The sequence below is a fragment of the Sediminibacterium soli genome (genome assembly GCF_009939225.1).
Classification (GTDB): domain Bacteria; phylum Bacteroidota; class Bacteroidia; order Chitinophagales; family Chitinophagaceae; genus Sediminibacterium; species Sediminibacterium soli.
The window spans coordinates 404,423-429,656 of the sequence record NZ_JAACJR010000003.1; the positions used below are offsets into that span (position 1 = coordinate 404,423).

The window sequence follows — 25,234 nt, forward strand, 5'->3', positions numbered from 1 at the left end:
CGGGACCGGCGGAAAAGCAAAAACCGCAGATCCGCAGCTGTATGGGTGCTGCGGATCTGCGGTTGAAGCGGTAAATTTTTCTATTTGCTCAGGTTCATGCTGCGCTCCTTATAGAGCGTACGGAAATAGGGATCGCGCAGGTCTTTGATAAAACGGATGGCTTCTCCGGTGCTTTTCATCTCCGGGCCAAGTTCCTTGTTTACACCGGGGAATTTATCAAAACTGAACACAGGTTCCTTGATCGCGTAACCTTCCAGTCTTTTTTCCATCGTAAACTCGGTGAGCTTTTTTGCGCCGAGCATTACTTTGGTAGCTATGTTGAGATAAGGTATCTGGTATGCTTTTGCAATAAAAGGCGTGGTACGCGATGCACGGGGATTGGCTTCGATCACATATACTTTGCCGTCCTTGATGGCGAACTGGATATTGATCAGTCCGCGGATATCCAGTGCGCGTGCGATCTTTTCGGAATAGTATTCCATCGTTTCCACCACCAGCGGAGAAAGATTGAAAGCCGGCAGTACGGCATTGCTGTCGCCGCTATGGATGCCTGCGGGTTCAATATGTTCCATCACGCCCATGATATGGAAGTTCTCGCCATCGAAAATGGCGTCTACCTCGGCTTCCTGACAGCGGTCAAGAAAATGATCGATCAGGATCTTGTTGCCCGGCAGGTGTTTCAGCAGGCTGATCACCGCTTTCTCCACTTCCTCATCGTTGATCACGATACGCATCCGCTGTCCACCCAGTACATAACTCGGACGAACCAGCACCGGGTAACCAACCTTATTGGCCACTTCTATCGCTTCTTCGGCGGAATAAGCGGTACCATATTGGGGATAGGGGATAGTCAGTTCTTTCAGCAGGTCGGAAAAACGGCCGCGGTCTTCGGCGATATCCATGTTATCGAACGAGGTGCCGATGATGGGGATGCCTTTTGCATGCAGGCGTTTGGCCAGCTTCAGCGCCGTCTGGCCGCCAAGCTGCACGATCACGCCCACCGGTTTTTCCAGTTCGATGATCTCCCACAGGTGCTCCCAGTTTACCGGCTCGAAATAGAGCTTATCGGCCATATCGAAGTCGGTAGACACGGTTTCGGGGTTGCAATTGACCATAATCGCCTCATAACCACATTCTTTTATGGCCAGCAGGCCATGCACGCAGCAGTAATCGAATTCGATACCCTGGCCAATACGGTTGGGGCCGCTGCCTAAAACGACGATTTTTTTCTTGCCTGAAGGAAGGGATTCGTTGGAACTAAGTGTAGGATTCATTTCTCGAAAGATTGCGCAAAATTAAGGGTATGGAAGTTTTCTGCGCCGATAAATTTCAGAAATGGGTGGCGGGAGGGAGATATTGTGAAACAGCTGTATTGTTAAACGGTTCAATTGTTAACAGTTGTAAGCATTTTGGCCTTTGCTGTTTTAACAGCGATGCCAATCACCTCAATCCTCCAGTTCCTCGCAAAAATAGCCAGCCTTTTGCAAAGCCTCTTCCACATTGCGCGGAGATACCTGCTCGGCTTCTATCCGTAAAATGAAATCTATATCGTGCATATCCACATTCCACCTGGAAACACCATGCATGGCATCCAGGTGCTCTCCCGCACGCTGCACGAGATCATGATTGAAAAGATTTGTCCTGAATACGAGGATGTCCATGGCACCGGGGTCGTGAGACGTCAGACCTGAAATATTTTTTTGGTTGTTTAGCTAATTTATATGTAATATGTAAGAACCTCCCGACTCACGATAACTCACGTCTGACCTCTCACGTCTGACGTCTCACGTCTGACGTCTTATGTCTCACGATTCCCCCTCCCCGTTCCCGGTATTTTTTCCGCGGCTCTTCCACATATTGCAGCGGTCGCGCCATTCCTGTTTCATTTTTTCGCGGTCTTCGGGACTCATATGCTGCCATTTTTCGCGCATTTCCCTGCCCCAGATATGTCTTGGTCCGCCACCGAATTTTCCTTTGATGCCGCCAAACAGGATCTTTGACAGCAGCAGTATGCCCAGCGCCTGCCAGAAGCTGATCAGGGAAACAGGGAGCACTTCTGCCAGCACATTGTTCCAGAGAGTCATTACCACCCAGCCCAGTAACGCCGCAAAGGCGAGTACGCAGATGGTGAAGCCGATGATCTTTTTGATCCAGAATTTCTTATTCATAATTTTTTGATTAGTCGTTAGTCAATAGCGCTTCTTTTAGTGAACCCAGCCTTTCACGCAGGTGCAGCACCGCATAGCGCTTGCGGCTTAATAATGTGTTGATGGTTTCTCCCGTTTGCTCGGCAATGATCTTAAATGGCACGCCTTCCAGTTCGTTGAGGATAAAAACCTGTTTTTGCGCTTCGGGCAATTCGTTCAATGCCTCATTCAGCGCTTCCCAGAACAGGCTGCGCAGGTATTCGGTCTCGGGGTTCTGCGATTTATCGGGCATCAGGTCGGACCAGTCAAAGCCCGATTCTTCATCGGATTCGGGATACAGGTCTTCCAATAACACCGGTTTCTGCTTGCGCTGTCTGTCTATGATCTTGTTACGCGTAACGGTAAACAGCCAACTGGTCAGTTGTTCTATCGGTTTGGTATTTCCTATGAATTGGTAGAAAACATCCTGCAGGATATCTTCCGCGTCAGCCTCGTTGTTAACCCGTTTTCGAATAAAACCCATCAGCCGCTTGCTGTAAGCGTTAACGACTTCGGTGATATTGTTCGTCCGGGCTTCGGGCATGTCAGTTGCTATCGTCATGACCTTCACCATTGGTGAGGTAGACGGTATGGGGAAAGGAATATTGTAAAACCGGAAAGATTTCTGCTACAGCGCGCCTATTTCCGGGTCATTATCCTCGTACTGCCGCTTCAGTTTTATCAGCTCTTTTTTCATATCGGCCAGCACATTCCGGTACCCGGGGTCATTGACCAGGTTCTTCAGCTCGCTGGGGTCTTTCTGCAGATCGATCAGCTGCCATTCTTTCACCGTATAAAAATAGATCAGCTTGTAGCGGTCGGTGCGCACACCGATATGCGGCAGCACCGAATGGTCCACGGGGTACTCATAGTAGTGGTAGTACAGGCTTTTTCGCGGCAGTTTGCTGCCGGAATGTTCCATGATGCCGGTGAGGGGAATGCCCTGCATAAACGAAGGAACGGCGATGCCCGCCGCCTTCAGCATGGTAGGCGCGATATCGATATTCTGCACCATTTCATCGGTCTGCGTACCCGCGCGGATATGCCCGGGCCATCTTGCCATCAGCGGCGTTCGCATAGACACATCGTACATCCACCGCTTGTCGAACCAGCCGTTCTGTCCCATATAAAATCCCTGGTCGGAAGTATACATAACAAGCGTGTTTTTGGCCAGACCCGACTGGTCGAGGTAATCCAGCACCCTGCCCACGTTCTCATCTACCGAGGCCACACAGGCCAGGTAGTCCTGCATATACCACTGGTACTTGTATTTCAGCAGGTCCTTGCCTTTGGGCTTTTCTTTCTGCAGCAATTCGCCCCGGCTCCTGTATAGTTCCAGCACCCGGGTCCTGTCTTTCTCGGGTATACGGTTCATCGAGAACCGGTAATTGCGGATATCCGCATCGCTGGGTTTCAGCCAGGGGATGTCCATGATATAAGCGGGATCAACTTTCAGATCGCTGCACAGGGTCATATCGTTGAGAATGCTCATGGTCTGCAAACGCCAGGCGCTGCCATGTCCTGCGGTATCCTCGTACAGCGTGGCAGGCTCGGGGAAGGTTTTGTTATGGTATTGTTCCAGGTATTTTATCGCCGGATAAAAATTCCTGTGCGGCGCTTTGTGGTGAAGGTATAAGGCAAAGGGTTTGGACGGATCGCGTTTTTCTTTCAGCCAGCCAAGCGCTTCGTCGGTGATCACATCGGTGGCATAGCCCGGTAGCACGGCGGTATCACGGTTCATACTGATCAGGCTGGGCTGGTAATATACGCCCTGGCCCGGCAGCACTTTCCAGTAATCGAATCCGGTGGGAAGCGTAACCAGGTGCCATTTGCCGATCATAGCGGTCTGGTACCCGGCCTGTCGCATGATCTTGGGTACGGTGGTCTTTGACGAATCAAACCTGCTGCGGTTATCGAGAAACCCGTTTTTGTGAGAGAACTGTCCCGTAAGAACGGTAGCCCTCGCCGGCCCGCAGATGGAATTGGCAACAAAAGCCCGGTTAAACCGGATGCCTTCCCTGGCTATCCTGTCAATATTGGGCGTCTGGATAAATGTTTTGTTATAGGCGCTGATGGCGTTGGCATCATGGTCATCGCTCATGATGTAGATGATATTGGGGCGCTGCTGGGCAGCCAGTGCAAATGGCGCAAACAATAACAGCCCGAAGACTTTTTTCATAGAAGGCGATTAGTCCCGTCTAAGGTATTGAATAGTTCCGTAATGGGGACAGGTCTCTGGCGGGGGTCTGCCGGTCATGTATAACCCTTCAGCCTTTCTACTTTACCCTCCTGATTTTGTGTTTTCAATTCTTCGGCAGGGTGATTGTTGTAAATTGGGCAGCCATTCAGCCGAGCATCCCTTCAAACAAAAATAATCCCATGGAATTTGGCCGTGTACCCGAATCGGAACTGGATCAGATCGATTTCAGTTTGCCCAGGGATCCTGCTTTCAATAAAGAAGTATTGAGCGGCAGCAGGGCAAAGCATCCGAAAGTATACCTGGGCTGCGCCAAGTGGGGACGCACAGAATGGGTGGGCAAGATCTATCCGCCGAAAACAAAGGAAAAAGATTTCCTGGATCACTACGTGAAGCATTACAACAGTATTGAGCTGAATGCCACGCATTATAAGCTATACGGCGCTGCGGGGATCAAAAAATGGGCGGATAAGGCCGGCGACCGCGATTTTACCTTCTGTCCTAAAATGTACCAGGGCATCACGCACCGCGGTAGCCTGCTTAACAAGGATTTTGCCGTTTCCGAATTTCTGCGGGGTATTGTTGCGTTCGAGGACAAACTGGGGCCGGTATTCGTGCAGCTGAGCGATGCGTTTTCTCCCAAACGGAAAGAGGAAGTGTATACTTTCCTGAAGTCGCTGCCCACTGATATCAACTTTTTCCTGGAAGTGCGGCACCCCGACTGGTTTGCCAAAAAAGACATATGGAGCGAACTGATGCAAACCCTGCAATCGCTCAATATGGGCATTGTGATCACCGATACCGCCGGTCGCCGCGACTGTGCGCATATGTACCTGACCATTCCCAAAACATTTATCCGGTATGTGGGCAACAGCCTGCACCCCACCGATTACCCGCGGGTGGATGCCTGGATATCGCGGATGAAAAAATGGCTCGACAAGGGCATGGAAGAACTCTATTTCTTTATGCACATGCACGATGAAGCAAAATCGCCGGAACTGACGGTGTATATGGTTGATAAGATGAACCAGGCATGCGGCCTGAACCTGATCAAACCGCAGTTTGTAACGAATACGCAACCCGGCTTGTTTTGATGGCAGACCGTCTCTGGCCGGTTGCGGACCGGTGCTTTAACCGGTCAGCCGTTTTCACACACTGTGTATCACATACGTCACCGTTCCCCATACCGCATAGCTGCTGAATTCTTCGAGATGGATATTGCCGTAACGTTTGTTCTCCGCCAGCAGGTCAATGCCCTTGATGCCCGTCTGTAACCTTCTTACCAGCAAATCGCCGTTCAGCACGGCCACGATGATCTTGCCGCTGACGGCCTTGATGCTTTTGTCCACGATCAGGATATCGCCGCTGCTGATGCCCGCGTCTGCCATGGCATCGCTGTTCATCCGGAAAAAGAAGGTGGCGGGCCTGTTGCGTACAAGCTGTTCGTTCAGATCAATGCTGCGCTCGCCATGATCGTCTGCGCCAAAGGCAACGGTATTGGTTGCAGAACCCTTGTGGGCGGCTCCATACCAGGGCTGACCATACATAGAAATAAATTTGAATTACTAAATATTTTAGTAAATTTATGCTAAAATATTTGACGCAAAAATTATTTTATGGATATGGGTTTACTGAATCAAGACACAATAACGGCACCGGTGGCCACCGGATTTTATGAATACCTGCTGGTGGCGCAGCCCGATCCGGAGGCTTACGCAAAACTGATGGCGGAAAAACAGTTTTTCTTTGAAAAATTTCAAACGCCGGTGGCCATCAAAACCAAGCCGCATATTACCGTAGCCGGTTTTCTTGCATTTGAGGCCATGGAAGAAACCATGATACGATGGATGGCAAGGGTGATCAGCGCCAAGCAACGTTTTTCCGTTACGCTCGACGGGTACGGGGCATTCAGGCCGCATACACTTTACCTGCATGTAAAAGACCACGAGCCCTTTCTGCAGTTGGCAAAAGAACTGAAAGTGGTTGACCAGTATATTCAGGGATATGGTTGTCCTGAAATGCAGCTTGTCAGCAACCCGCACCTGACAATTGCCCGGCGGCTTGACGCGGTTACCTATGCGCATGCGGTAGAAACCTATGCAGACAAAACCTTCGAAACAAGTTTTCATGTAAAAGAGCTGGTATTGCTCAGAAGGCGGGGCCGGTTCGATACCTGCCGGCAGGTGAATGTATTCGGTCTGCGTCCATAATATCGCCAGCTGTTTCCTAAAGCCATCCTTACCATGTTTCCCTCAGCACAATACCTTATCACCCTGCAGCCGCACGAAGCTTTGTGTGAACAGATACTCGCAGTAAAGAAAAAATTTGCGGAGGCATATGATTGTCCCGCTGCCGTGAAGGGAAAACCCGGTATCACCCTGGTGCGTTTTGAGCAATACGAAATGCAGGAACGCAAGCTGGTTCACCGGCTGGAACTGGTGGCCGCAGCGCAGCCAGGGTTCGGTGTGGAACTGCATGGCTTCGGCAGTTTTCCTACCCACAGCATTTTTCTGCAAGTGACAACACAGACCGGGTTTGCCGAGCTCGTAAAATCGCTGCGGCCCGTGCAGCAGCTGATGAAAATGGATAAGGATCACAAACCGCATTTCATTACCGAGCCCGGTATCCCCATCGCACGCAAACTCCTGCCCTGGCAGTACGAAAAAGGATGGCTGGAACTGAGCAATACCCATTTCTCAGGCCGTTTTGTGGCGGATCATATACTGCTGCTCAAAAAACGGGAGGGCGAAACCTATTATTCCACCGTCAGGAAATTCAGGCTGCTGAACAGGAAGGAAGAAGTGGTTGTGCAGGGTGCACTGTTTTGACATGAAGTTCACCGGGGGATAAGCGATGGATGGCCGCATTATTCAACCCGCTCACCGACTGCCATTCAACCAGACTTTATACCATGAACGAAGAAATAAACGACGCGGAGCAATACCTCAAAGGAAGGGGAGCGCAGTTCAATCCGAAAAACCGGTTTCTGAAGAACCAGCGTATCCGGGACCAGGTGGAAAGCATCGATGACTGGACGGAGCCCAATCCCGCTACCATCTACCTCGAGGACAATGCAAAAAGCATCGTTAATAAAGTAGACAGTCCGGATGTGGGTATGTGGTACAGCATGAATCCATACCAGGGCTGTGAGCATGGCTGCATCTACTGCTATGCCCGTAATGCGCATGAATATTGGGGATACAGCGCCGGACTGGATTTTGAGCGCAAGATCATCGTTAAGAAAAATGCACCGGAGCTGCTCCGGAAGTTCCTGATGAAAAAAGACTGGGAATGTCTTCCGATCGGCTTAAGCGGTAATACCGATTGTTACCAGCCCGCCGAAAAAAAGTTCAGGCTTACACGCGGCCTGCTCGAGGTATGCAATGAGTTCAACCAGCCGGTGGCTATTATCACCAAAAATGCAGGCATACTTCGCGATACGGCTTTGCTGCAGGAAATGGCAAAGAAACAACTCGTGAGTGTGCTGGTCAGTATCACTTCGTTTGAAGAGGACCTGCGGCGCGTGATGGAGCCCCGCACAACCACCGCCAAACAGCGTTTGCGTGTGATACGCGAACTCAGCGATGCCGGTGTGCGCACCGGCGTGATGCTTGGCCCGATGATACCCGGTTTGAACGACCACGAAATGCAGCGTATCATGGAAGCCGCGGGGGCCAGTGGCGCCAGGTTTTCTGCCTATACTTTTATCCGCCTCAACGGTGCGATCAAACTGATCTTTCACGACTGGCTGTACAAGAATTTTCCCGACAGGGCCGATAAGGTATGGCACCTGATCGAGAACGGCCATGGAGGCAAGGTAAACGACAGCAGGTGGGGTCAGCGGATGCGCGGCGAAGGCCCAATCGCAGAAATGGTACGCCAGCAGTTTCGCAAGTACAACAAATTATATAAGCTGGATGCCGAAAGACTGGATTTGGATGGCTCTCATTTCCGCCGGCCGGGCGAACAGGGCAGGTTGTTCTGAAGACCCGGCTAATGTTCCGTCTGGCTGAACCCGACTGTCTGCTTGAACAGAGGAACAAGGAGCAAGGAACGGACGATCGGATTTTGGGGCAACCCTCCCCGCATTCGATATTCATTACTCCATATTCGGTATTCAATACTCCCGCTCCTCTGTTCCTTGCTCCTTGTTCATCTGTTCTTCCTTTCTCTATCTGCCTGCGAATGACCGGATGATTTTTGCGGATTCGGCGGTAACTGTTTCGTGGGCGTTTGTTTGTATTGCGGTGACCGGAATAACCGGGTTATCGCTGCCGCGGAAGCTTTTGCCTAACAGGGCGGCGATCGTTCCTGCGATCTGTTTCTGGTAAGCCTGTTGCTGAATTTTGATCTCCCCCAGTGCCGCAATACCAGGGCCCAAAATGGCCTGCCATGTTTCGCCCGATCCTTTTACAAATAGATTGTGTGCGTACCAGGAAGTGGGCTTTTTGCCGCGGCCATGGTCGGTGGTGATATAGAGGTAAGTGTTGTTCCTGTAAAACGGGTCGGTCTGTATCATATACCAGAGTTCGGCGATCATCCGGTCGATGGCGTTGGCATGCTGCAGGTACATATCGTATTTCCGCTGGTGTGCGTACTCGTCCGTTTCGCCAAAGCCGATCATCGCCACTTTGGGATGGTGTTTCTGTATGTATTCCTTTGCCGCGAGATAGGTAAGCCTGTCGTACCGGCAATGCGACTCGTCGATATTTCCCTGCACCTGGTTAATATATCTATCGGTGCTGTCTGATTCTTCGATGGCTTCATAGCCGCTGTTCACCGGTATGCCGTTTCTTTTTTCGTTGATGATATAGGGAAAGATATTCCAGGAGCTGAACGCCACCACTTTTCCCGTGTATTCTTCTTCCTTATTCAGGTACTCAAGTATGTTGGTGTTGCGGTTGGGTGTGGGTGTGTTCAGCACAGGCCTGGGGTCGGCATATCCGGTCAGCAATTCGTTGTAACCCGGGTAGGAGATCTTGTAAAAATTACTGACGTTAACACGGTTGCCATAAGCCCGGTTGCCGGTAAGCTGGCCTTTCCGGGCGATCACGCTCCAGAAAAAAGGCAGCAGTTTCTGTCTGCGCAGTTCTGCGGTACTGTCGTCGTATAATTCTTTCAGCAGCGCGGTATCGTTTACAAATGCGGTATTATTTACCAGTTCGGGATCTGCGCCGTTGAACAGTTCCTGCCAGCGAAAGCCGTCGATGGTGATGATAAAGATGTTCTTTGGCTTTTCCTGGGCGCAAAGCGCAGATACGAGGCAAAAAGAAAGAAGCAGAACAGTGAGCGGCTGTTTCATCTGATAGGTTTGTCAAAAAAACGGCATCAGTGTTAACAATATGCGATGGGGTATATTAACTTACTGTTATTGAATCGTTGCGATAATATATCTTAGCAACAACACTGCACAGATGGCTTCATTCAAACGTAAACTCTCCCTGCAATCTGCCCTGGCGATCGTTGTAGGCGGTGTGATCGGCTCCGGAATTTTTATGAAACCTGCGGTGATGGCTTCGCAGCTGGGCTCTCCCTGGCTGCTGCTTAGTGTTTGGGTGGTGGCGGGTATCATCACTTTATTCGGCGCGTTATCCAATGCAGAGCTGGCTGCTTTGTTTCCCGAAACGGGCGGGCAGTATGTTTTCTTCCAAAAAATTTACGGCAACGGGTTTGCATTTATTTATGGATGGGCTGCTTTTGCCGTCTTTAACACCGGCGGAAATGCGTCCATCGCCTATGTGTGCGCCCAGTACATCAATTATTTTGTCCGGCTGCCAGAGTTCGACGCCGCAACAGCACATGCTTTGCGGTTGCATATACCGCTGACAGGCGATCTGTATCCCCTGGAAAATATCGGTACAAAATCGGTTACCATCTTTATCGTGCTGCTGCTTACCTGGATCAGTTACCGGAGTATTGCCTATGGCAGCGGTTTGCAAAGGGTATTTACATTTTTAAAGGCGCTGGCCATACTGATGCTTATCGCCGGCGTGATGGGTTCGTCGAAAGGAAGTCTGGCTAACATACATTCCACGCTGCCGGACGCCCCCGGCGGATGGTCGCTGGCGGGCGCCTATATGCTGGCGATCGCGGGTGCTTTCTGGGCCTATGACGGATGGAACAATATCACATTTGTTGCAGGAGAGATCAGGAACCCACAGCAGAATATTCCACGCAGTTTGTTTGTGGGGTTGTTGTTCTGTATTGTTACCTATCTGCTGATCAATCTGGCGTATAGCTATGTTCTGCCCGTAGACCGCCTGGCCGCTTCCCGGTTCGTTGCCTCGGACGCGGCAAATGCGGCCTGGGGAAAAACGGGCGGGATGGTGATCGCCCTGATCGTGGTCATTTCAACATTTGGCACAGCCAATGCCAATATACTTGCAACGGCGCGCGTAACGTTTGCGCTGGGCAGTACCAGTCGTTTTTTATCGGCAGCAGGAAAAGTGGAGCCGCGTTACCATACCCCCGGCAATGCACTCTGGCTGAATGCCGGCTGGACCATAGTGCTGATCGTATCTGGCTCATTCGATATGCTGACGGATATGCTGATCTTTGTCAGCTGGTTCTTTTACGGCATGAGTGCATTGGGTGTTCTGATGCTGCGAAAACGCATGAAAACAGCAGAACGACCCTATAAAGTCTGGGGATACCCCCTGGTGCCGCTGGTGTTTATCCTGTTCACGGCTTGTTTTCAGGTGATCACGCTGGTAACCGATATCAGTCAGTACCGCTCCGGTAAGACCCCCGTGATCAATACTTTGCTGGGCATGCTGATCACGCTTATGGGGTTACCGATCTATTTTTTGTTCGGGAGAAAACAAATGAAGCGAATGGGTTAAACAGCTAAATGGATTAATGGTTTTATTGTCAGAGACCCGGAGCGTAATCATCGAACAGGTAAACCATTAAGCCATACGACCATTCATCTATCCCATTCTCAACCCCCAAATTCTCACATCTTCAAATTCTTCCCCTTATTTTCGCTGCAAACGAAAGACCATGGAGTCAGTGATAGAGGCCATTTCGGCATTGTTTGCGAGGATCAGCCCGATAAAACCAGACAGGATCGAAAAGTTACCGCAGAGCGGAAGCGATCGCACCTATTTCAGGTTGTATTCGGGCGAAAACACGTTTATTGCCACCTATAACCTCAACCGGAAGGAGACGCAGACCTTTGTGTATTTCAGCCGTCATTTTGAAAAAGCCGGCCTGCCCGTTCCGCAGATACTGGCAGTGAATGAAGAGGATACCATTTACCTGCAGCAGGACCTGGGTACCGACTCCTTACTCAACAAACTTGAGCAGCACGGCCACCAGGCCTATGCCTACGGCCTGTTTCAGAAAAGCCTGGCGGCACTGGCCCGGCTGCAGGTGCTGGGAGATAGCGGGCTGGATTATAGCTGGTGTCTTACTGCGCGGGAATTTGGCAAACAGGCGATCCTGAGCGATCTCCTGTATTTTAAATATTATTTTCTCGATACCCTGCAGCTACCTTACGATAAACAGGCGATGCTGGATGATTTTGATGCGCTGAGCACCTACCTGACGCGCACCGAGTACAAGTATTTCATGATGCGCGATTTCCAGAGCCGCAATATTATTGTGAAGGATGATGAAGTGAGTTTTATCGATTACCAGGGCGGAATGAAAGGCGCCCTGCAATACGATGTGGCATCCATGCTCTGGCAGGCCAAGGCGGAGTTGAGCGAGGAATGGAAAGATTCGCTGCTCGAATATTATATGGACAGGGTGGACGAACTGCTGGGCAGAGAGATCGACCGGGTTACGTTTGTAAGCCAGTATAACGGGTATGTGCTGATCAGGCTGATGCAGGTGATGGGCGCATACGGTTTCCGCGGACTGTTTGAACGAAAAGCGCATTTTCTGGCAAGCATACCGCTGGCACTGCGTAACCTGAAATTTTTTATCGAACACAAACGCATCGGTATCGTTACCCCCGAGTTTGACCGTGTGCTGAAACTGGTGGTGACCGATGATATGATCCGCCGTTTTGAACCGCCACAGGCAAATGAGGCAACACCGCTGATGATAGAGATCAACAGTTTCAGTTATAAAAAAGGCATTCCGAAAGACGGCAGCGAAAACGGTGGCGGATTTGTATTCGATATGCGCGGCATACTTAACCCCGGCAGGTTCGATGAATACAAAACCTTAAGCGGTAAAGACAAACCGGTGCAGGATTTTCTCGAGCAGAGAACAAAAATGAACGAATTCCTTAACAGTGTGTGGGACCTGGTGGATATTACCGTGGAAGAGTACCTGCGCAGGGGCTTTGACCACCTGATGATCAATTTTGGCTGTACAGGCGGGCAACACCGCAGTGTATATGCCGCAGAACAAACAGCACGGCACTTGCGTAACAAATACAAACTGAAAATAAAGCTGGATCACACCAATACCGACAATTGGGTGAGAACACTGCCCGCAAACGACAAACCATCTGCGTAATGAAAGCCATGATCTTTGCCGCCGGACTGGGTACCCGGTTAAAACCCTGGACCGATCACCACCCCAAGGCACTGGCGCCGGTGAACGGCAAATCCCTGCTGCAGCGTAATATCGGCTACCTGCAGCAGCACGGTATTTACGATGTGATCATTAATGTGCATCATTTTGCTTCGCAGATAATAGATGCAGTTGACGGGAACAGCGGTTGGGGCAGTCATATTACAATCTCCGACGAAACAGATGCTGTGCTTGAAACCGGCGGTGGCCTGAAAAAAGCAGCCTGGTATTTTTCGGACGAAAAGAATTTTGCAGTGATGAACGCGGATATTCTCACCGATATGGATCTTACCGGTATGATCGCAGCCCACGAACGGTCGGGCAGTATGGCCACATTGGCCGTTACGGAGCGGGAAACCTCCCGTTATTTCCTGTTTGATGAGCGCAATACACTGTGTGGCTGGGAGAATGTAAAAACAGGCGAACAAAAAATTGCCCGCCCGGCAGAACCGCTGCGCAGAAAAGCATTCAGCGGCATGCATATCATCAGCAGTTCGCTGCTTCCCTTGCTGGTTCAGGAGGGCAAGTTTTCCATGGTGGATGTATACCTGTCGCTGGCAGCCAACCATACCATTTCCGCCTATGACCATACGGGCTCCCACCTGATCGATGTTGGCAAGCCCGAAAGCCTGGCAAAAGCGGAAGCATTTTTTTTATGAGTAAATCCGAACTTCGGTTCTAAATTCTTGTATGAGCCAGGCTGAAGAAACAGGCAATGTTCCCCGCGAAACCGGCTCCGGAATACGCGATGTCGTATTCGGAAAAGAGGTGCATATCGTACAACCCTGCAACCTATACGGATGCCGTATCGGCAACAACTGTTTCATAGGCCCCTTCTCCGAGATACAGAAAGACGTGGTGATCGGCAATAACTGCCGCATACAATCGCACAGTTTTATCTGTGAAAAAGTGACGATCGGAGACAACTGTTTTATCGGTCATGGTGTTATGTTCATCAACGATAGTTTTTCAAACAATGGTCCGGCAGGCGATCCCGAACTATGGAAGCCCACCTGTATAGGCAGCCATGTATCCATTGGCAGCAACGCCACTATTTTACCGGTAACGATCTGCGACACTGCGGTTATCGGCGCAGGCGCGGTAGTGACAAAAGATATCCTTGAGCCCGGTGTGTATGCCGGAAACCCGGCGGTGAAACTGCGATAGCGCCACTGCCGTTGTGTCGAACTTAAATGAATGTCGGAAGACCATGACCCGCAAATCCGCCGACCATTCGTTACACCCTGATATAAATTTTCTTCTTATCCAGGATATACACGATCAGCCAGTAGAAGGTGATCATACACAGTGCATACACCAGCGATCCCACGCGCAGGTCGGCGGAGATATTTTTTAGTGCATGTTCATAGAACCAGGGAAAGGCAGAAGTATAGGCCGGTTTTCCTTCGGGCGTAATATGATCCTGCCAGCGGAACATGGACAGCACTCTCGGTAAAAAGCCGCTCAGCACGAAAATGAACAAGGGGTTCTTGCCAAACACGTCAAAGAATTTATTCCAGGCACCCCTGGCTTCTTTGAATTCGATGAGGTAAATAAAAATACCCAGTATCACCATGGCCAGTCCGGAAGTAAAAAGGGTATAGCTGCTGGTCCATATTTTTTTGTTGACGGGGAAGACCATATCCCAGCAGTAGCCGGTGAACAGCAGAACCAGTCCCGCCACAAAAAGATTGGCGAGCATTTCATAGTTCTTGCCTTTCTGCTGGATATACTGTCCGGCAAAAAAACCGAATACCACCTGCACTGCCGCCGCCATGGTGCTGGGAATACCCTCGGGGTCAAACGGTACACCTTCGCCTTTGTACATATGCGAAACACCCAGTATGGTTTTGTCTACATCGGTGCCAAACCATCCCTGCAGGCTGTAGGGGTCTCCGGGAGCGCCAAATGCCAGACAAAGGATCCAGTACAGCAACAACAGGACAGCGCTGACCACGAAAGCCCCTTTTGTTTTGGCATAGTAAACAATTACCGAAGCAAAAAAATAACAAACGGCAATACGCTGCAATACCCCGAATATCCGCACGTTCTCCCAGGTTTTCCACGCAAGTTCTTCGCCGTTCCAGCGCACAAAAGGACTCCAGTTAAGGAAAATGCCGATGGCAAAAATAAGCAGGGTTCTTTTGACCACTTTTTTCCAGAACACCGCCGGACCGGCCTGTTCAAGACGGGGCATAACGAAGGCCATGGCATTTCCAACCGCAAACAGAAAGAAAGGAAATACCAGGTCGGTGGGCGTGCAGCCATGCCAGGCCGCATGTTCCAGCGGTGAAAAGATATGCGACCAGCTTCCGGGGTTGTTGACAAGGATCATCAATGCCACGGTTGCACCGCGGAACACATCGAGGGAATGGTATCGCTGGTTCATGCGATTGAAGATAATTAATCCCCGGGCAAAAAGGAAATTATTGTAGATGACCGAACACTACCACGGCACGCTCCGGGCCTATGGCCGGGCTGATATCCTTCTTCAGAAATCTCACTTAAATCTGTATTTTGCCTGCCCAACTGTGCAACTATGAACAAACACATATTGATCACCGGCGGGGCGGGGTTTATCGGGTCGCATGTAGTGCGTCTTTTTGTAAATAAATACCCTGCCTATCAGATCATTAACCTTGATGCACTGACCTATGCGGGCAATCTTGAAAACCTGGCTGATATCGAGGCAAGTCCCAACTACCGGTTTGTAAAAGCCGATATCCTGGATGCGGCTTCGCTGGAGCAGGTATTTGACGGGGAGAACATAACCGATGTCATTCACCTGGCTGCGGAATCGCATGTTGACCGTTCGATCGAGTCGCCGCTGGATTTTGTATTTACCAATATCATCGGAACGGTAAACCTGCTGAATACTGCCCGGAAAAAATGGACGAACGATCTTTCCGCGCACAGGTTCTACCATATCTCAACGGATGAAGTGTACGGCAGCCTGGGCGAGACCGGTTTTTTTACCGAAACAACGCCTTATGATCCCAATTCGCCCTATTCGGCGAGCAAGGCTTCGTCCGATCATTTTGTACGCGCCTACCATGAAACCTACCAGTTGCCAACGGTGGTTTCCAATTGTTCCAATAACTACGGGCCCAACCATTTTCCTGAAAAACTGATACCGCTTTTTATCAATAATATCATCCATAAAAAACCGCTGCCGGTGTATGGTGATGGCCTGTTTACACGCGATTGGCTCTATGTAAAAGATCATGCCATTGCCATCGATACCATTTTTCACAACGGTGTTATCGGCGAAACTTACAATATTGGCGGATTCAACGAATGGAGAAATATCGACCTGGTGAAATTACTTTGTCGTTTAATGGATGAAAAACTGGCCAGGGCAGCCGGCGAAAGCGAACAGCTTATCAGGTATGTGAAGGACCGGCCGGGACACGACAGACGCTACGCGATCGATGCGGGCAAGATCAACAAGGAACTGGGATGGAAACCCAGTGTTACCTTTGAACAGGGCCTGTCGGAAACCATCGACTGGTACCTGAGCAACACCGAATGGCTGCAGCATGTAACCAGCGGCAGTTACCAGGCTTATTACCAATCCATGTACGCCAACCGTTGAGCAGATGTATATCGAACAGACCGCATTGAAAGATTGTTTTATCGTGCACGATTCTTTTATCGGGGATGCACGCGGGTATTTTTTTGAAAGTTTCAACAAAAGAACTTTTCAGCAGCAAACCGGGATAACCGTGGAGTTTGTGCAGGACAACCAGTCATCCTCCCAGCGCGGCGTTCTTCGCGGTCTGCATTTTCAATATGGTGAGTATGCACAGGCAAAACTGGTGCGCGTATTAAAAGGCAGGGTGCTGGATATAGCGGTGGATCTTCGCAAGTCATCGCCGAGTTTCGGGCAGCATATTTCGGTGGAACTGTCGGAGGAAAGCCATACGCAGTTCTATGTTCCCCGCGGATTTGCACATGGATTTGTGGTGCTGAGCGATACGGCTACTTTTTTTTATAAATGCGATAATTTTTATAACAAATCCATGGAAGGCGGCATCATCTACAACGATGCGGATCTTGGCATCGACTGGGAAATGCAGCCGGATCAGCTGGTGCTGTCTGATAAAGACAAAGTGCTGCCCTGTTTAAAAGATATCGTAGATAAGTTACATTTTTGACCGCGAAACCGGTCGTGGGTATGCGCATAATTCAGAAAACAGACATTTGATGCGCGGCCTTTATTTAAAAAACAGCATATGAAAGGCATCATCCTCGCAGGCGGGTCAGGCACCAGGTTATACCCGATCACCATGGGTGTAAGCAAACAACTGATGCCCGTATACGACAAGCCCATGATCTATTACCCGTTATCGGTTTTAATGCTGGCGGGTATTAACGAAATACTCATCATCACCACACCCGAAGACAGCCAGCAATTTCAGCGTTTGCTCGGAGACGGTTCGGCCATCGGGTGCAGCTTTTCCTATGCCGTTCAGGAAAAGCCAAACGGGCTGGCCCAGGCATTCGTGATCGGCGCCGAATTCGTGGGTAAGGATAAGGTAGCACTGATACTGGGGGATAATATCTTTTATGGTTCCGGTTTCAGCAAACTGGTGCAGTCGTTTAACAACGTAGAGGGTGCTGCGGTATTTGCTTACGAAGTACACGATCCCGAACGGTACGGCGTGGTGGCATTCGACGACCAGAAAAAAGCCATATCCGTCGAAGAAAAACCGGCTGCGCCCAAATCGAATTACGCGGTTCCGGGATTGTATTTTTATGACAACACCGTTATCGATATCGCAAAGAACATTCAGCCTTCCGCAAGAGGCGAATATGAGATTACCGATATCAACAAAACCTATCTGTCGCAGGGAAAACTGCATGTGGGTATCATGAACCGGGGTACCGCCTGGCTCGATACCGGCACTTTTGATTCGCTTGCCGATGCCAGCGAGTTTGTGCGTGTGATCGAGAAAAGACAGAGCCAGAAAATAGGCTGTATCGAAGAAGTGGCATACAGGATGGACTTCATTGACCAGGAGCAATTGCTGCGGCTGGCCGACAAATATGCAAAAAGCGGTTACGGCGAATACCTGCGCCGGATAAAAAAGTAGCGAACAAAAACCGCACGCCGTTGTTATAACGGTATGGATGTTTTCACGATAAAAGACATCGAAAACCTTACGGGCATCAAGGCGCATACCATCCGGGTATGGGAACAGCGCTATTCCTTTCTCCAGCCCAGGCGCACCACTACCAATATCCGCTTCTATTCGGGCAACCAGCTGCAGAAAATCCTGGGCATTGCCCTGCTGAACAAATACGGGTATAAAATATCCCATATAGACCGGATGAGCACCGCGGAGATCGACCGCAGGATCAGCGAGCTCCCCCACGAACAGGCGCAGCAGGAACGGCTTGTAAATGACCTGCTCACTGCCATGACATCGCTGCAGCTGGAAGCGTTCGGCGAAATACTCGACAGCGATATCCGCAAAAAAGGCATTGAACACACCATTCTCCAGCTTATTTTCCCTTTTCTTGACAGACTGGGATTGTTATGGCTGACCAACCATGTTCAACCGGCACACGAACACCTGGTGAGTAATATCATCCGTCAGAAACTGATCCTGGGCATCGAAAAACTGGGTGTTCGCTCTTCGGCCCAGTCGGCGGTGTTGCTGTTGCCGGAAGGTGAGCACCATGAACTGGCATTGCTGTTTATTCAGTATCTCCTGAAACGCCGGGGTATAAAGACCTGGTACCTGGGTGCAGATACCCCTTTTACCGAATTCCTGTACATCGCAAAAAAAGTAAAACCGGATTTCGTATTCACACATATCACGGCCCCCGCGGGTAATTTTAAACTGGCCAGGTATATCGCCGACATACATACCGGTCTTCCGGGTGTACAAGCCATCCTGTCGGGCGCGTTTGTACATGGCTACCACCGTAAAACACCCGGCAGTATCCACCTCATGCGCACGCTGGAGTCCATCACCGCTTTTATCGATACCCTGCCCTGACCAATCTTTTGTGGAATTTACAGGATACCCGTTTACGGGTCTGTTTTTTTGTTTAACTTTATTATGCTAAACCTTAAACAGAATAAACATGTCTATCCTGGAATTTAACCGCATGCTGGAGAACCAGTCCGAGGCGCTCAGGCCATTTGCGATCACGCTGACCCGTGACCACGAAGCCGCCCAGGACCTGTACCAGGAAACCCTGTTCCGTGCATTGGCCAATAAGGATAAATACCATATGGGCACCAATCTCAAAGCCTGGCTGTATACCATCATGCGGAATATTTTTATCAATAACTACCGCAAAAAAACCAGGCACGACGAGCTGTTCGATACCAGGCAATCTGTTGAAAATATGTCGGGCCGGGCGCAGGCGGTGGAGAACGACGCGATCGCCGGTTTGCATATAAAAGAGATCAAAAAAGCGATACACGGTTTGCCCGAGATATTCCGTAACCCATTCCTTTTGTATTTTGACGGTTACCGGTATCACGAGATCGCCCGGATGATGCGGGAGCCGCTGGGAACGATCAAAAGCCGTATCCATTTTGCCCGCAAATTGCTGAAGACAGAAATCGACCGCTAATATAAAACCACAATCACCCACGCCGTTGAACAAAAAAGCGATCATTATCGGAAGCGGTTTTGCCGGGCTATCAGCAGCCAGTTTTTTGGCCAAAGCCGGCTGGGAGGTTACCGTGCTCGAGAAACAGCCTGGTCCGGGTGGCCGCGCGGGACAATGGATAGCCGAAGGCTTCCGTTTTGATATGGGCCCCAGCTGGTACTGGATGCCTGAGGTATTTGACAGGTATTTTGCTCAGTTCGGAAAAAAAACAGGCGATTATTACACGCTGCAAAGACTCGACCCTTCGTACCGCATATACGATACGGACGGGGCCATGGATATTCCGGCAGATTATGAGGCATTGAAACGGTTGTTTGCTTCTATCGAAAAAGGCGCCGACCACCAGCTTGATCGTTTTTTGAACGGGGCTGCTTACAAATACCGCGTGGGTATGGAAAAACTGGTGTTCAGGCCCGGCAGGTCTTTGACAGAATTTTTGGACCGCGACCTGCTTACCGGTTTGTTCAAACTGGATGTGTTCCGCTCTATGCGTTCGCATGTAAAACAGTATTTCAGGCACCAGAAACTCCGCCGACTTATGGAATTTCCGGTGCTTTTTCTCGGAGCGATGCCCGATCAGATACCCGCCCTCTACAGTCTGATGAACTATGCCGATATCAGGGGCGGTACCTGGTATCCGGAAAAAGGAATGTACCAGGTGGTGGAAGCCATGTATACGCTGGCCCTTGCACTGGGCGTCCGTTTTCATTTTGAAGAAGCGGCCGAGGCAATCACGGTACAGGACCATGTAGCCACAGGTGTGGTAACGAACAGACAGGGAAACCGCGTTACGCATACGGCGGATGCGGTGATCGCCGCAGCGGATTACCACCATGTGGAAACCTGTTTGTTACCGGCGCAGTACCGGAGTTATTCAGATGCATACTGGAACAAGCGGGTAATGGCGCCTTCCTGTTTGTTGTATTATGTGGGACTGTCAACCAGGCTCAGTGGTATTACGCATCATTCCCTGTTCCTGGATGCGGATTTTGATATGCATGGGCGGCAGATCTACCACGAGCCGCAATGGCCCAGCAATCCGTTGTTCTATGCCTGCGCCAGTGCCGTTACCGATCCCGGCGCGGCGCCTGCGGGCTGCGAAAATCTGTTTTTGTTGGTACCCGTGGCGGCCGGTTTGCAAAACGATGACGAGGCGCTGCGCGAAGATTATTTCCGTCGCATCATCAGGCGGATGGAAAAACATACCGGGCAACAGATCGAAAAACACATCATGTATAAAAAAACTTTTGCCAACAGCGATTTCGTATATGCTTATAACTCTTTTAAAGGCAATGCTTACGGACTGGCGAATACGCTGCTTCAGACAGCGCTGCTGAAACCCGCATGTAAAAGCAAAAAAGTCAGCAACCTGTTTTTTACAGGGCAGCTGACGGTTCCGGGGCCGGGTGTGCCGCCAAGCCTGATCAGCGGGGAGGTAGTGGCCGGGGAAGTACAGAAAATGTTTGACCGTAAAAAATGATTACAGGCAGATCGATCGCTATCGCAGACCTTATAAAACCTATTGTATGATGCAACTCTTTCACCAGGTGAGCCAGGATTGCAGCAGGATCACCACCGAGCAGTACAGCACCAGTTTTTCGGGGGCAATCAGGCTGCTGCACAAAGACCTGCGCGCACATATCTGTAATATCTACGGGTTTGTTCGCCTGGCGGATGAAGTGGTGGACAGCTTCCACGATTTTAATAAAGCCGCGTTGCTGCTGCAGCTGCGCAACGAAACGCTGGATGCGATCGACCAGGGCATCAGCATCAATCCCATCCTGCATAGTTTTCAGCTTACGGTAAACCGCTATGCGATCGACCGGGCGCTGGTACTCGATTTTCTCCGGAGTATGGAAATGGATCTTACCAGCCGTACCTATGATCGCACGGGCTACGATACCTATATCTATGGCAGCGCAGAAGTGGTGGGCCTGATGTGTCTCCATGTTTTTTGCGATGGAAATATGTCGTTGTACCCTCAGCTGGCTCCCTACGCCAGAAGCCTTGGCGCCGCCTTTCAGAAAGTGAATTTTCTCAGGGATATCAAGGCCGATAACGAAGAACTGAAACGCATGTATTTTCCGCACTGCGATTTCGGCAATTTCACCGCCAAGGATAAACTTGCCATAGAGGCCGATATCCAGAAAGATTTTGAACATGCCTACGAGGGTATCATATACCTTCCCTGGAAAGCCAGATTTGGGGTGTATGTGGCCTATAAATATTACCTGTCGCTTTTCCGCAAGATCCGCAGGCTGCAGCCACAGTCCATCCTGCATACCAGGATACGTATTCCCGATTACGGCAAACTGTTCATTCTTGCCAAAGCCGGCATACGGCAGCAATTAAATCTCCTGTAAACGGAATTGGTATGCGTGGTACACATGTCGTTTTTTGACAAGGCCTTTTATGCAGGGAAGACTATCGCGGAGCGGTTGCCGCTTATGTTTAACCACCCTTTTCACCAACAACCTACAACTTATCGCTTAATTTTAAGTATGGAACAGGTGATTCTCGTAGACGAACAGGATAATGCCATCGGTGCCATGGAAAAAATGGAAGCGCATCGCAACGGATCCCTGCACCGTGCGTTTTCTGTATTTGTGTTTAATGGCAGTAATGAAATGCTGCTGCAGAAACGCGCAGTGGGCAAATACCATAGCGGCGGTTTGTGGACGAACAGCTGCTGCAGTCACCCCAAACCCGGCGAGGCTACCGCAGAAGCGGCTGCGAGAAGGCTGCGCGAAGAGATGGGGTTCACGGTTCCATTGCAGCCCGTATTCTCATTCGTATACAGGGCCGATTTTGAGAACGGCCTTACAGAACATGAATACGATCATGTGCTGGCCGGATTTTATAACGGGCCCGTTGACCCCGATCCGCAGGAAGTGGGCGGGTATGCCTGGTGGACGATGACCCAGGTAGAAAACCGGTTGCAGCAATCGCCCGATTGTTTCACGGCCTGGTTCCGTATTGCTTTTCCGAAGATCCGGGGTTGGTGGGAACAAAATACGGCGCTTGTATGAGCCATTCTCCACGGGCAGTGATCATCGGCGCCGGTATCGCCGGCATCGCCAGCGCCATCCGGCTGGTCATGCAGGGCATGGCCGTAACCGTTTTTGAAAAGAACGACCATCCCGGCGGAAAAATACATGCATTTGAACGGAACGGATATCATTTTGATGCAGGCCCCAGCCTGTTCACCATGCCGGAAAACATAGAAGAACTGTTTGCCCTGGCGGGCGAACCCATACAGGATTATTTCCGGTACGAAAAACTGCCGGTTACCTGCCGCTATGTATACGAAGACGGGTCAGTGATCAATGCCTATGCCGATAAAGAACGGCTGGCTGCAGAGATAGCAGAAAAAACAGGCGAGTCGCCACAGGCGCTTGCATCGTACCTCGAAGCGTCGGCATCCATCTTTCAACATATCGGCGATATATTTATCAATCATTCCCTGCATAAGCGATCCACTTTACTGAAAGCGCCGGTGGCCAAAGCCCTGCTGAAAACAAAATGGTCCTACCTGTTCCATTCGCTCGACAGGTACAACAGGCATGCTTTCCGGCATCCCGCACTGGTGCAGCTGTTCAACCGCTTTGCCACCTATAACGGCAGCGATCCTTACCGCGCGCCGGGTATGCTGGGACTGATACCGCACCTGGAGTTCAATAGCGGTGTATATTATCCCCGCGGTGGAATGGTCAGCATCGCCACTGCGCTCCACCAACTGGCGCTTCGTAAAGGCGTGCAGTTTCATTTCGGCACCCCGGTGCAGCGGATCATCTGTCACGAAAGAAAAGCGAGGGGTGTGGTGGTCAATAATGAAAACATCATGTGCGACCTGGTCGTCAGCAACCTCGATGTGTATTTTACTTACGGGAGACTGCTGAACGATGGTCTTATGGCGCAGAAACTGCTGCGTCAGGAGCGAAGCAGCAGCGCGCTGATATTTTACTGGGGCATCAACCGGTCTTTCCCGGAATTGCAGCTGCACAATATTTTTTTCTCGGGCGATTATGCCAAGGAGTTCAGGCATATTTTCGGCCTGCAGCAACCCTATGCCGATCCCACCGTGTATGTGAATATCACCGCCAAACAGGAACCCGGCGTACAGGCCCCCGGGGGCAGGGAGAACTGGTTTGTGATGGTGAACGCGCCTGCCAACCGCGGCCAGAACTGGCCGGTATTCCGGCAGCAGTACCGCGCATCGGTGATCGGAAAACTGAACCGGCTGCTGGGCGTTTCGCTGGAACAATATATAGAAACAGAAGAAATACTCGATCCAGTTCAGATAGAAGAACAAACGGGTTCGTTCATGGGTTCTCTGTATGGAACGAGTTCCAACTCGCGTCTATCGGCTTTCCTCCGTCACCCGAACTTCAGTGAGCGGATCAGGGGATTGTATTTTGTGGGTGGCAGCGTACACCCTGGCGGCGGTATTCCCCTCTGTTTAAAAAGTGCGAAGATCATGAGCGATATTGTGCACCACGATATGCGTAAAGCAGACCGTCACTGAACCCATGCGTTTTTCCAAAGAACATACCGCCAGTTTTCTTGCCGTGCTTTTCCACGCCTGCGGCGCCATCGGTATTCTGTGCACGCCATACCGGGAATGGTTTATCCGCAGCACACCGTTCAATCTGTTGCTGATGACCCTGTTGCTGGTATGGAACCAGAAGGAAAAAACGGTGCGCTTTTTTTTATTCCTGGGGCTAAGTTTTTGTACGGGTATGTTCACCGAAATGCTGGGTGTGCATACCGGCTGGCTGTTTGGCAACTATGTTTACGGTGATGCCATGGGCTGGAAATGGAACGGCGTGCCACTGCTGATAGGGTTGAACTGGTTCCTGATCCTATTCTGCTGCGGCTCGGTCATAACCCGCCTCACAGAATGGGTGCGGGAAAAAGCGGCTGCTGAAGGACGGGTATTACCCGAACGGCTGGCGAAAATATCCTTTGTGCTCGACGGCGCGTTACTGGCGGTATGCTTCGACTGGCTGATGGAGCCGGTGGCCGCAAAGCTGGGTTTCTGGCAGTGGGAGCATGATGATATACCGTTTTATAATTACGCGTCCTGGTTTTTGATCAGCCTGGTGTTGCTGGTGGTTTTGCGTATTTTTTCCTTTAAACATACCAACCATTTCGCGGTACATTTGTTTATCATACAGGCGCTTTTTTTCCTTGCGTTGCGAACATTTTTATAATCATGTGGGCATACCTGGTCATAGCACTGATAAGTTTTTGCCTGATGGAAGGCATTACCTGGCTCACGCACCGGTATGTGATGCATGGGTTTCTCTGGTACCTGCACGAAGACCACCATCGAAAACGCCCCGGATTTTTTGAGAAGAACGATGCTTTCTTTGTCATATTCGCCATACCAAGCTGGCTATGCATTATGCTGGGCAGTATGTACGGGGCCCACTGGGTGGTGAGCATCGGGGCGGGCATTGCGTTATACGGACTGGCGTATTTTCTTGTACACGAAGTGATCATACACCAGCGGTTCAAATGGTTTTCCCGCAGCACCAACCGTTATATACGCGCCATCCGCCGGGCCCATAAAATGCATCACAAACATCTCGACAGGCACGAAGGAGAGAGTTTCGGGATGTTGTTCGTGGCAAAAAAATACTGGGATAAAGTGCGGGACGGCGAAAAACACCCACAACAGGCCTGA

Annotated in this window: 27 protein-coding genes; 19 read left to right on the plus strand and 8 right to left on the minus strand. The window is 50.5% G+C overall.

Annotated features, from left to right (window positions below; translation table 11 throughout):
• Window positions 1-80: 80 nt before the first annotated feature.
• The 5 genes from GWC94_RS01835 to GWC94_RS01855 form a co-directional block, all read right to left on the minus strand.
• A complete protein-coding gene (locus tag GWC94_RS01835) occupies window positions 81-1,274 on the minus strand; it encodes a carbamoyl phosphate synthase preATP-grasp domain-containing protein (protein ID WP_235918422.1) in 1,194 nt (397 codons plus the stop codon).
• Between the two features lie 171 nt (window positions 1,275-1,445).
• The gene (locus GWC94_RS01840) at window positions 1,446-1,661 is read right to left on the minus strand and encodes a hypothetical protein (RefSeq protein WP_161833293.1); all 216 of its coding nucleotides are present in this window, start codon (window positions 1,659-1,661) and stop codon (window positions 1,446-1,448) included.
• A gap of 144 nt (window positions 1,662-1,805) precedes the next feature.
• Window positions 1,806-2,168 carry a hypothetical protein gene (locus tag GWC94_RS01845; protein WP_202628603.1) on the minus strand — a complete coding sequence of 121 codons (363 nt, stop codon included), beginning with the start codon at window positions 2,166-2,168 and terminating at the stop codon, window positions 1,806-1,808.
• A 10-nt stretch (window positions 2,169-2,178) separates the two neighbouring features.
• Complete coding sequence (locus GWC94_RS01850) at window positions 2,179-2,748, minus strand: RNA polymerase sigma factor (protein WP_235918423.1); 570 nt, start codon at window positions 2,746-2,748, stop codon at window positions 2,179-2,181.
• A gap of 66 nt (window positions 2,749-2,814) precedes the next feature.
• Entirely contained in the window at window positions 2,815-4,365 is a 1,551-nt protein-coding gene (locus tag GWC94_RS01855; protein ID WP_161833295.1) for a sulfatase family protein, read from the minus strand.
• Window positions 4,366-4,565: 200 nt separating this feature from the next.
• Here GWC94_RS01855 and GWC94_RS01860 point away from each other — a divergent pair, with 200 nt between their 5' ends.
• Complete coding sequence (locus GWC94_RS01860) at window positions 4,566-5,477, plus strand: DUF72 domain-containing protein (RefSeq protein ID WP_161833296.1); 912 nt, start codon at window positions 4,566-4,568, stop codon at window positions 5,475-5,477.
• 54 nt (window positions 5,478-5,531) lie between these two features.
• Here GWC94_RS01860 and GWC94_RS01865 read toward each other — a convergent pair whose 3' ends face one another.
• Window positions 5,532-5,930 carry a LexA family protein gene (locus GWC94_RS01865; RefSeq protein WP_161833297.1) on the minus strand — a complete coding sequence of 133 codons (399 nt, stop codon included), beginning with the start codon at window positions 5,928-5,930 and terminating at the stop codon, window positions 5,532-5,534.
• 75 nt (window positions 5,931-6,005) lie between these two features.
• On the opposite strand from GWC94_RS01865, the gene GWC94_RS01870 reads away from it, so the two are divergent.
• The 3 genes from GWC94_RS01870 (at window position 6,006) to GWC94_RS01880 (ending at window position 8,368) form a co-directional block, all read left to right on the plus strand.
• The gene (locus tag GWC94_RS01870) at window positions 6,006-6,593 is read left to right on the plus strand and encodes a 2'-5' RNA ligase family protein (protein ID WP_161833298.1); all 588 of its coding nucleotides are present in this window, start codon (window positions 6,006-6,008) and stop codon (window positions 6,591-6,593) included.
• 33 nt (window positions 6,594-6,626) lie between these two features.
• Window positions 6,627-7,211 carry a 2'-5' RNA ligase family protein gene (locus GWC94_RS01875; RefSeq protein WP_235918424.1) on the plus strand — a complete coding sequence of 195 codons (585 nt, stop codon included), beginning with the start codon at window positions 6,627-6,629 and terminating at the stop codon, window positions 7,209-7,211.
• 83 nt (window positions 7,212-7,294) lie between these two features.
• Window positions 7,295-8,368, plus strand: coding sequence for a PA0069 family radical SAM protein (locus tag GWC94_RS01880; RefSeq protein WP_161833299.1), 1,074 nt, complete (start codon window positions 7,295-7,297; stop codon window positions 8,366-8,368).
• A gap of 186 nt (window positions 8,369-8,554) precedes the next feature.
• On the opposite strand, the gene GWC94_RS01885 is transcribed toward GWC94_RS01880, so the two are convergent.
• A complete protein-coding gene (locus GWC94_RS01885) occupies window positions 8,555-9,685 on the minus strand; it encodes a phosphoglyceromutase (RefSeq protein ID WP_161833300.1) in 1,131 nt (376 codons plus the stop codon).
• A 112-nt stretch (window positions 9,686-9,797) separates the two neighbouring features.
• On the opposite strand from GWC94_RS01885, the gene GWC94_RS01890 reads away from it, so the two are divergent.
• The 4 genes from GWC94_RS01890 (at window position 9,798) to GWC94_RS16975 (ending at window position 14,079) form a co-directional block, all read left to right on the plus strand.
• Window positions 9,798-11,225 carry an APC family permease gene (locus tag GWC94_RS01890; RefSeq protein ID WP_161833301.1) on the plus strand — a complete coding sequence of 476 codons (1,428 nt, stop codon included), beginning with the start codon at window positions 9,798-9,800 and terminating at the stop codon, window positions 11,223-11,225.
• 160 nt (window positions 11,226-11,385) lie between these two features.
• Complete coding sequence (locus GWC94_RS01895) at window positions 11,386-12,855, plus strand: RapZ C-terminal domain-containing protein (RefSeq protein WP_161833302.1); 1,470 nt, start codon at window positions 11,386-11,388, stop codon at window positions 12,853-12,855.
• Entirely contained in the window at window positions 12,855-13,571 is a 717-nt protein-coding gene (locus GWC94_RS01900) for a nucleotidyltransferase family protein (protein WP_161833303.1), read from the plus strand. Before GWC94_RS01895 ends, GWC94_RS01900 begins: the two co-directional genes overlap by 1 nt.
• A 31-nt stretch (window positions 13,572-13,602) precedes the next feature.
• Window positions 13,603-14,079 carry an acyltransferase gene (locus GWC94_RS16975; RefSeq protein WP_161833304.1) on the plus strand — a complete coding sequence of 159 codons (477 nt, stop codon included), beginning with the start codon at window positions 13,603-13,605 and terminating at the stop codon, window positions 14,077-14,079.
• A gap of 70 nt (window positions 14,080-14,149) precedes the next feature.
• On the opposite strand, the gene GWC94_RS01910 is transcribed toward GWC94_RS16975, so the two are convergent.
• Window positions 14,150-15,301, minus strand: coding sequence for an acyltransferase family protein (locus tag GWC94_RS01910; RefSeq protein ID WP_161833305.1), 1,152 nt, complete (start codon window positions 15,299-15,301; stop codon window positions 14,150-14,152).
• A gap of 150 nt (window positions 15,302-15,451) precedes the next feature.
• On the opposite strand from GWC94_RS01910, the gene rfbB reads away from it, so the two are divergent.
• The 11 genes from rfbB (at window position 15,452) to GWC94_RS01965 (ending at window position 25,234) form a co-directional block, all read left to right on the plus strand.
• Window positions 15,452-16,507, plus strand: coding sequence for a dTDP-glucose 4,6-dehydratase (gene rfbB / locus GWC94_RS01915; RefSeq protein ID WP_161833306.1), 1,056 nt, complete (start codon window positions 15,452-15,454; stop codon window positions 16,505-16,507).
• Window positions 16,508-16,511: 4 nt separating this feature from the next.
• The gene (gene rfbC / locus GWC94_RS01920; protein WP_161833307.1) at window positions 16,512-17,069 is read left to right on the plus strand and encodes a dTDP-4-dehydrorhamnose 3,5-epimerase; all 558 of its coding nucleotides are present in this window, start codon (window positions 16,512-16,514) and stop codon (window positions 17,067-17,069) included.
• A gap of 78 nt (window positions 17,070-17,147) precedes the next feature.
• Complete coding sequence (gene rfbA / locus GWC94_RS01925; protein WP_161833308.1) at window positions 17,148-18,008, plus strand: glucose-1-phosphate thymidylyltransferase RfbA; 861 nt, start codon at window positions 17,148-17,150, stop codon at window positions 18,006-18,008.
• A gap of 33 nt (window positions 18,009-18,041) precedes the next feature.
• Window positions 18,042-18,920 carry a MerR family transcriptional regulator gene (locus GWC94_RS01930; RefSeq protein WP_161833309.1) on the plus strand — a complete coding sequence of 293 codons (879 nt, stop codon included), beginning with the start codon at window positions 18,042-18,044 and terminating at the stop codon, window positions 18,918-18,920.
• Window positions 18,921-19,008: 88 nt separating this feature from the next.
• Window positions 19,009-19,506, plus strand: a complete 498-nt coding sequence (locus GWC94_RS01935; RefSeq protein ID WP_161833310.1) for an RNA polymerase sigma factor — start codon at window positions 19,009-19,011, stop codon at window positions 19,504-19,506.
• A 25-nt stretch (window positions 19,507-19,531) separates the two neighbouring features.
• Window positions 19,532-21,025: a phytoene desaturase family protein gene (locus tag GWC94_RS01940; RefSeq protein WP_161833311.1), complete on the plus strand. Its 1,494-nt coding sequence runs from the start codon at window positions 19,532-19,534 to the stop codon at window positions 21,023-21,025.
• A gap of 46 nt (window positions 21,026-21,071) precedes the next feature.
• A complete protein-coding gene (locus GWC94_RS01945) occupies window positions 21,072-21,908 on the plus strand; it encodes a phytoene/squalene synthase family protein (protein WP_161833312.1) in 837 nt (278 codons plus the stop codon).
• A 138-nt stretch (window positions 21,909-22,046) separates the two neighbouring features.
• Complete coding sequence (idi, locus tag GWC94_RS01950; RefSeq protein WP_161833313.1) at window positions 22,047-22,574, plus strand: isopentenyl-diphosphate Delta-isomerase; 528 nt, start codon at window positions 22,047-22,049, stop codon at window positions 22,572-22,574.
• On the plus strand, window positions 22,571-24,070 hold the full coding sequence (gene crtD / locus GWC94_RS01955; RefSeq protein ID WP_161833314.1) for a 1-hydroxycarotenoid 3,4-desaturase CrtD: 1,500 nt from the start codon (window positions 22,571-22,573) through the stop codon (window positions 24,068-24,070). The genes idi and crtD overlap by 4 nt, the downstream gene beginning before the upstream one ends.
• A gap of 4 nt (window positions 24,071-24,074) precedes the next feature.
• On the plus strand, window positions 24,075-24,758 hold the full coding sequence (locus GWC94_RS01960; RefSeq protein WP_161833315.1) for a carotenoid biosynthesis protein: 684 nt from the start codon (window positions 24,075-24,077) through the stop codon (window positions 24,756-24,758).
• A gap of 2 nt (window positions 24,759-24,760) precedes the next feature.
• Complete coding sequence (locus GWC94_RS01965) at window positions 24,761-25,234, plus strand: sterol desaturase family protein (protein WP_202628604.1); 474 nt, start codon at window positions 24,761-24,763, stop codon at window positions 25,232-25,234.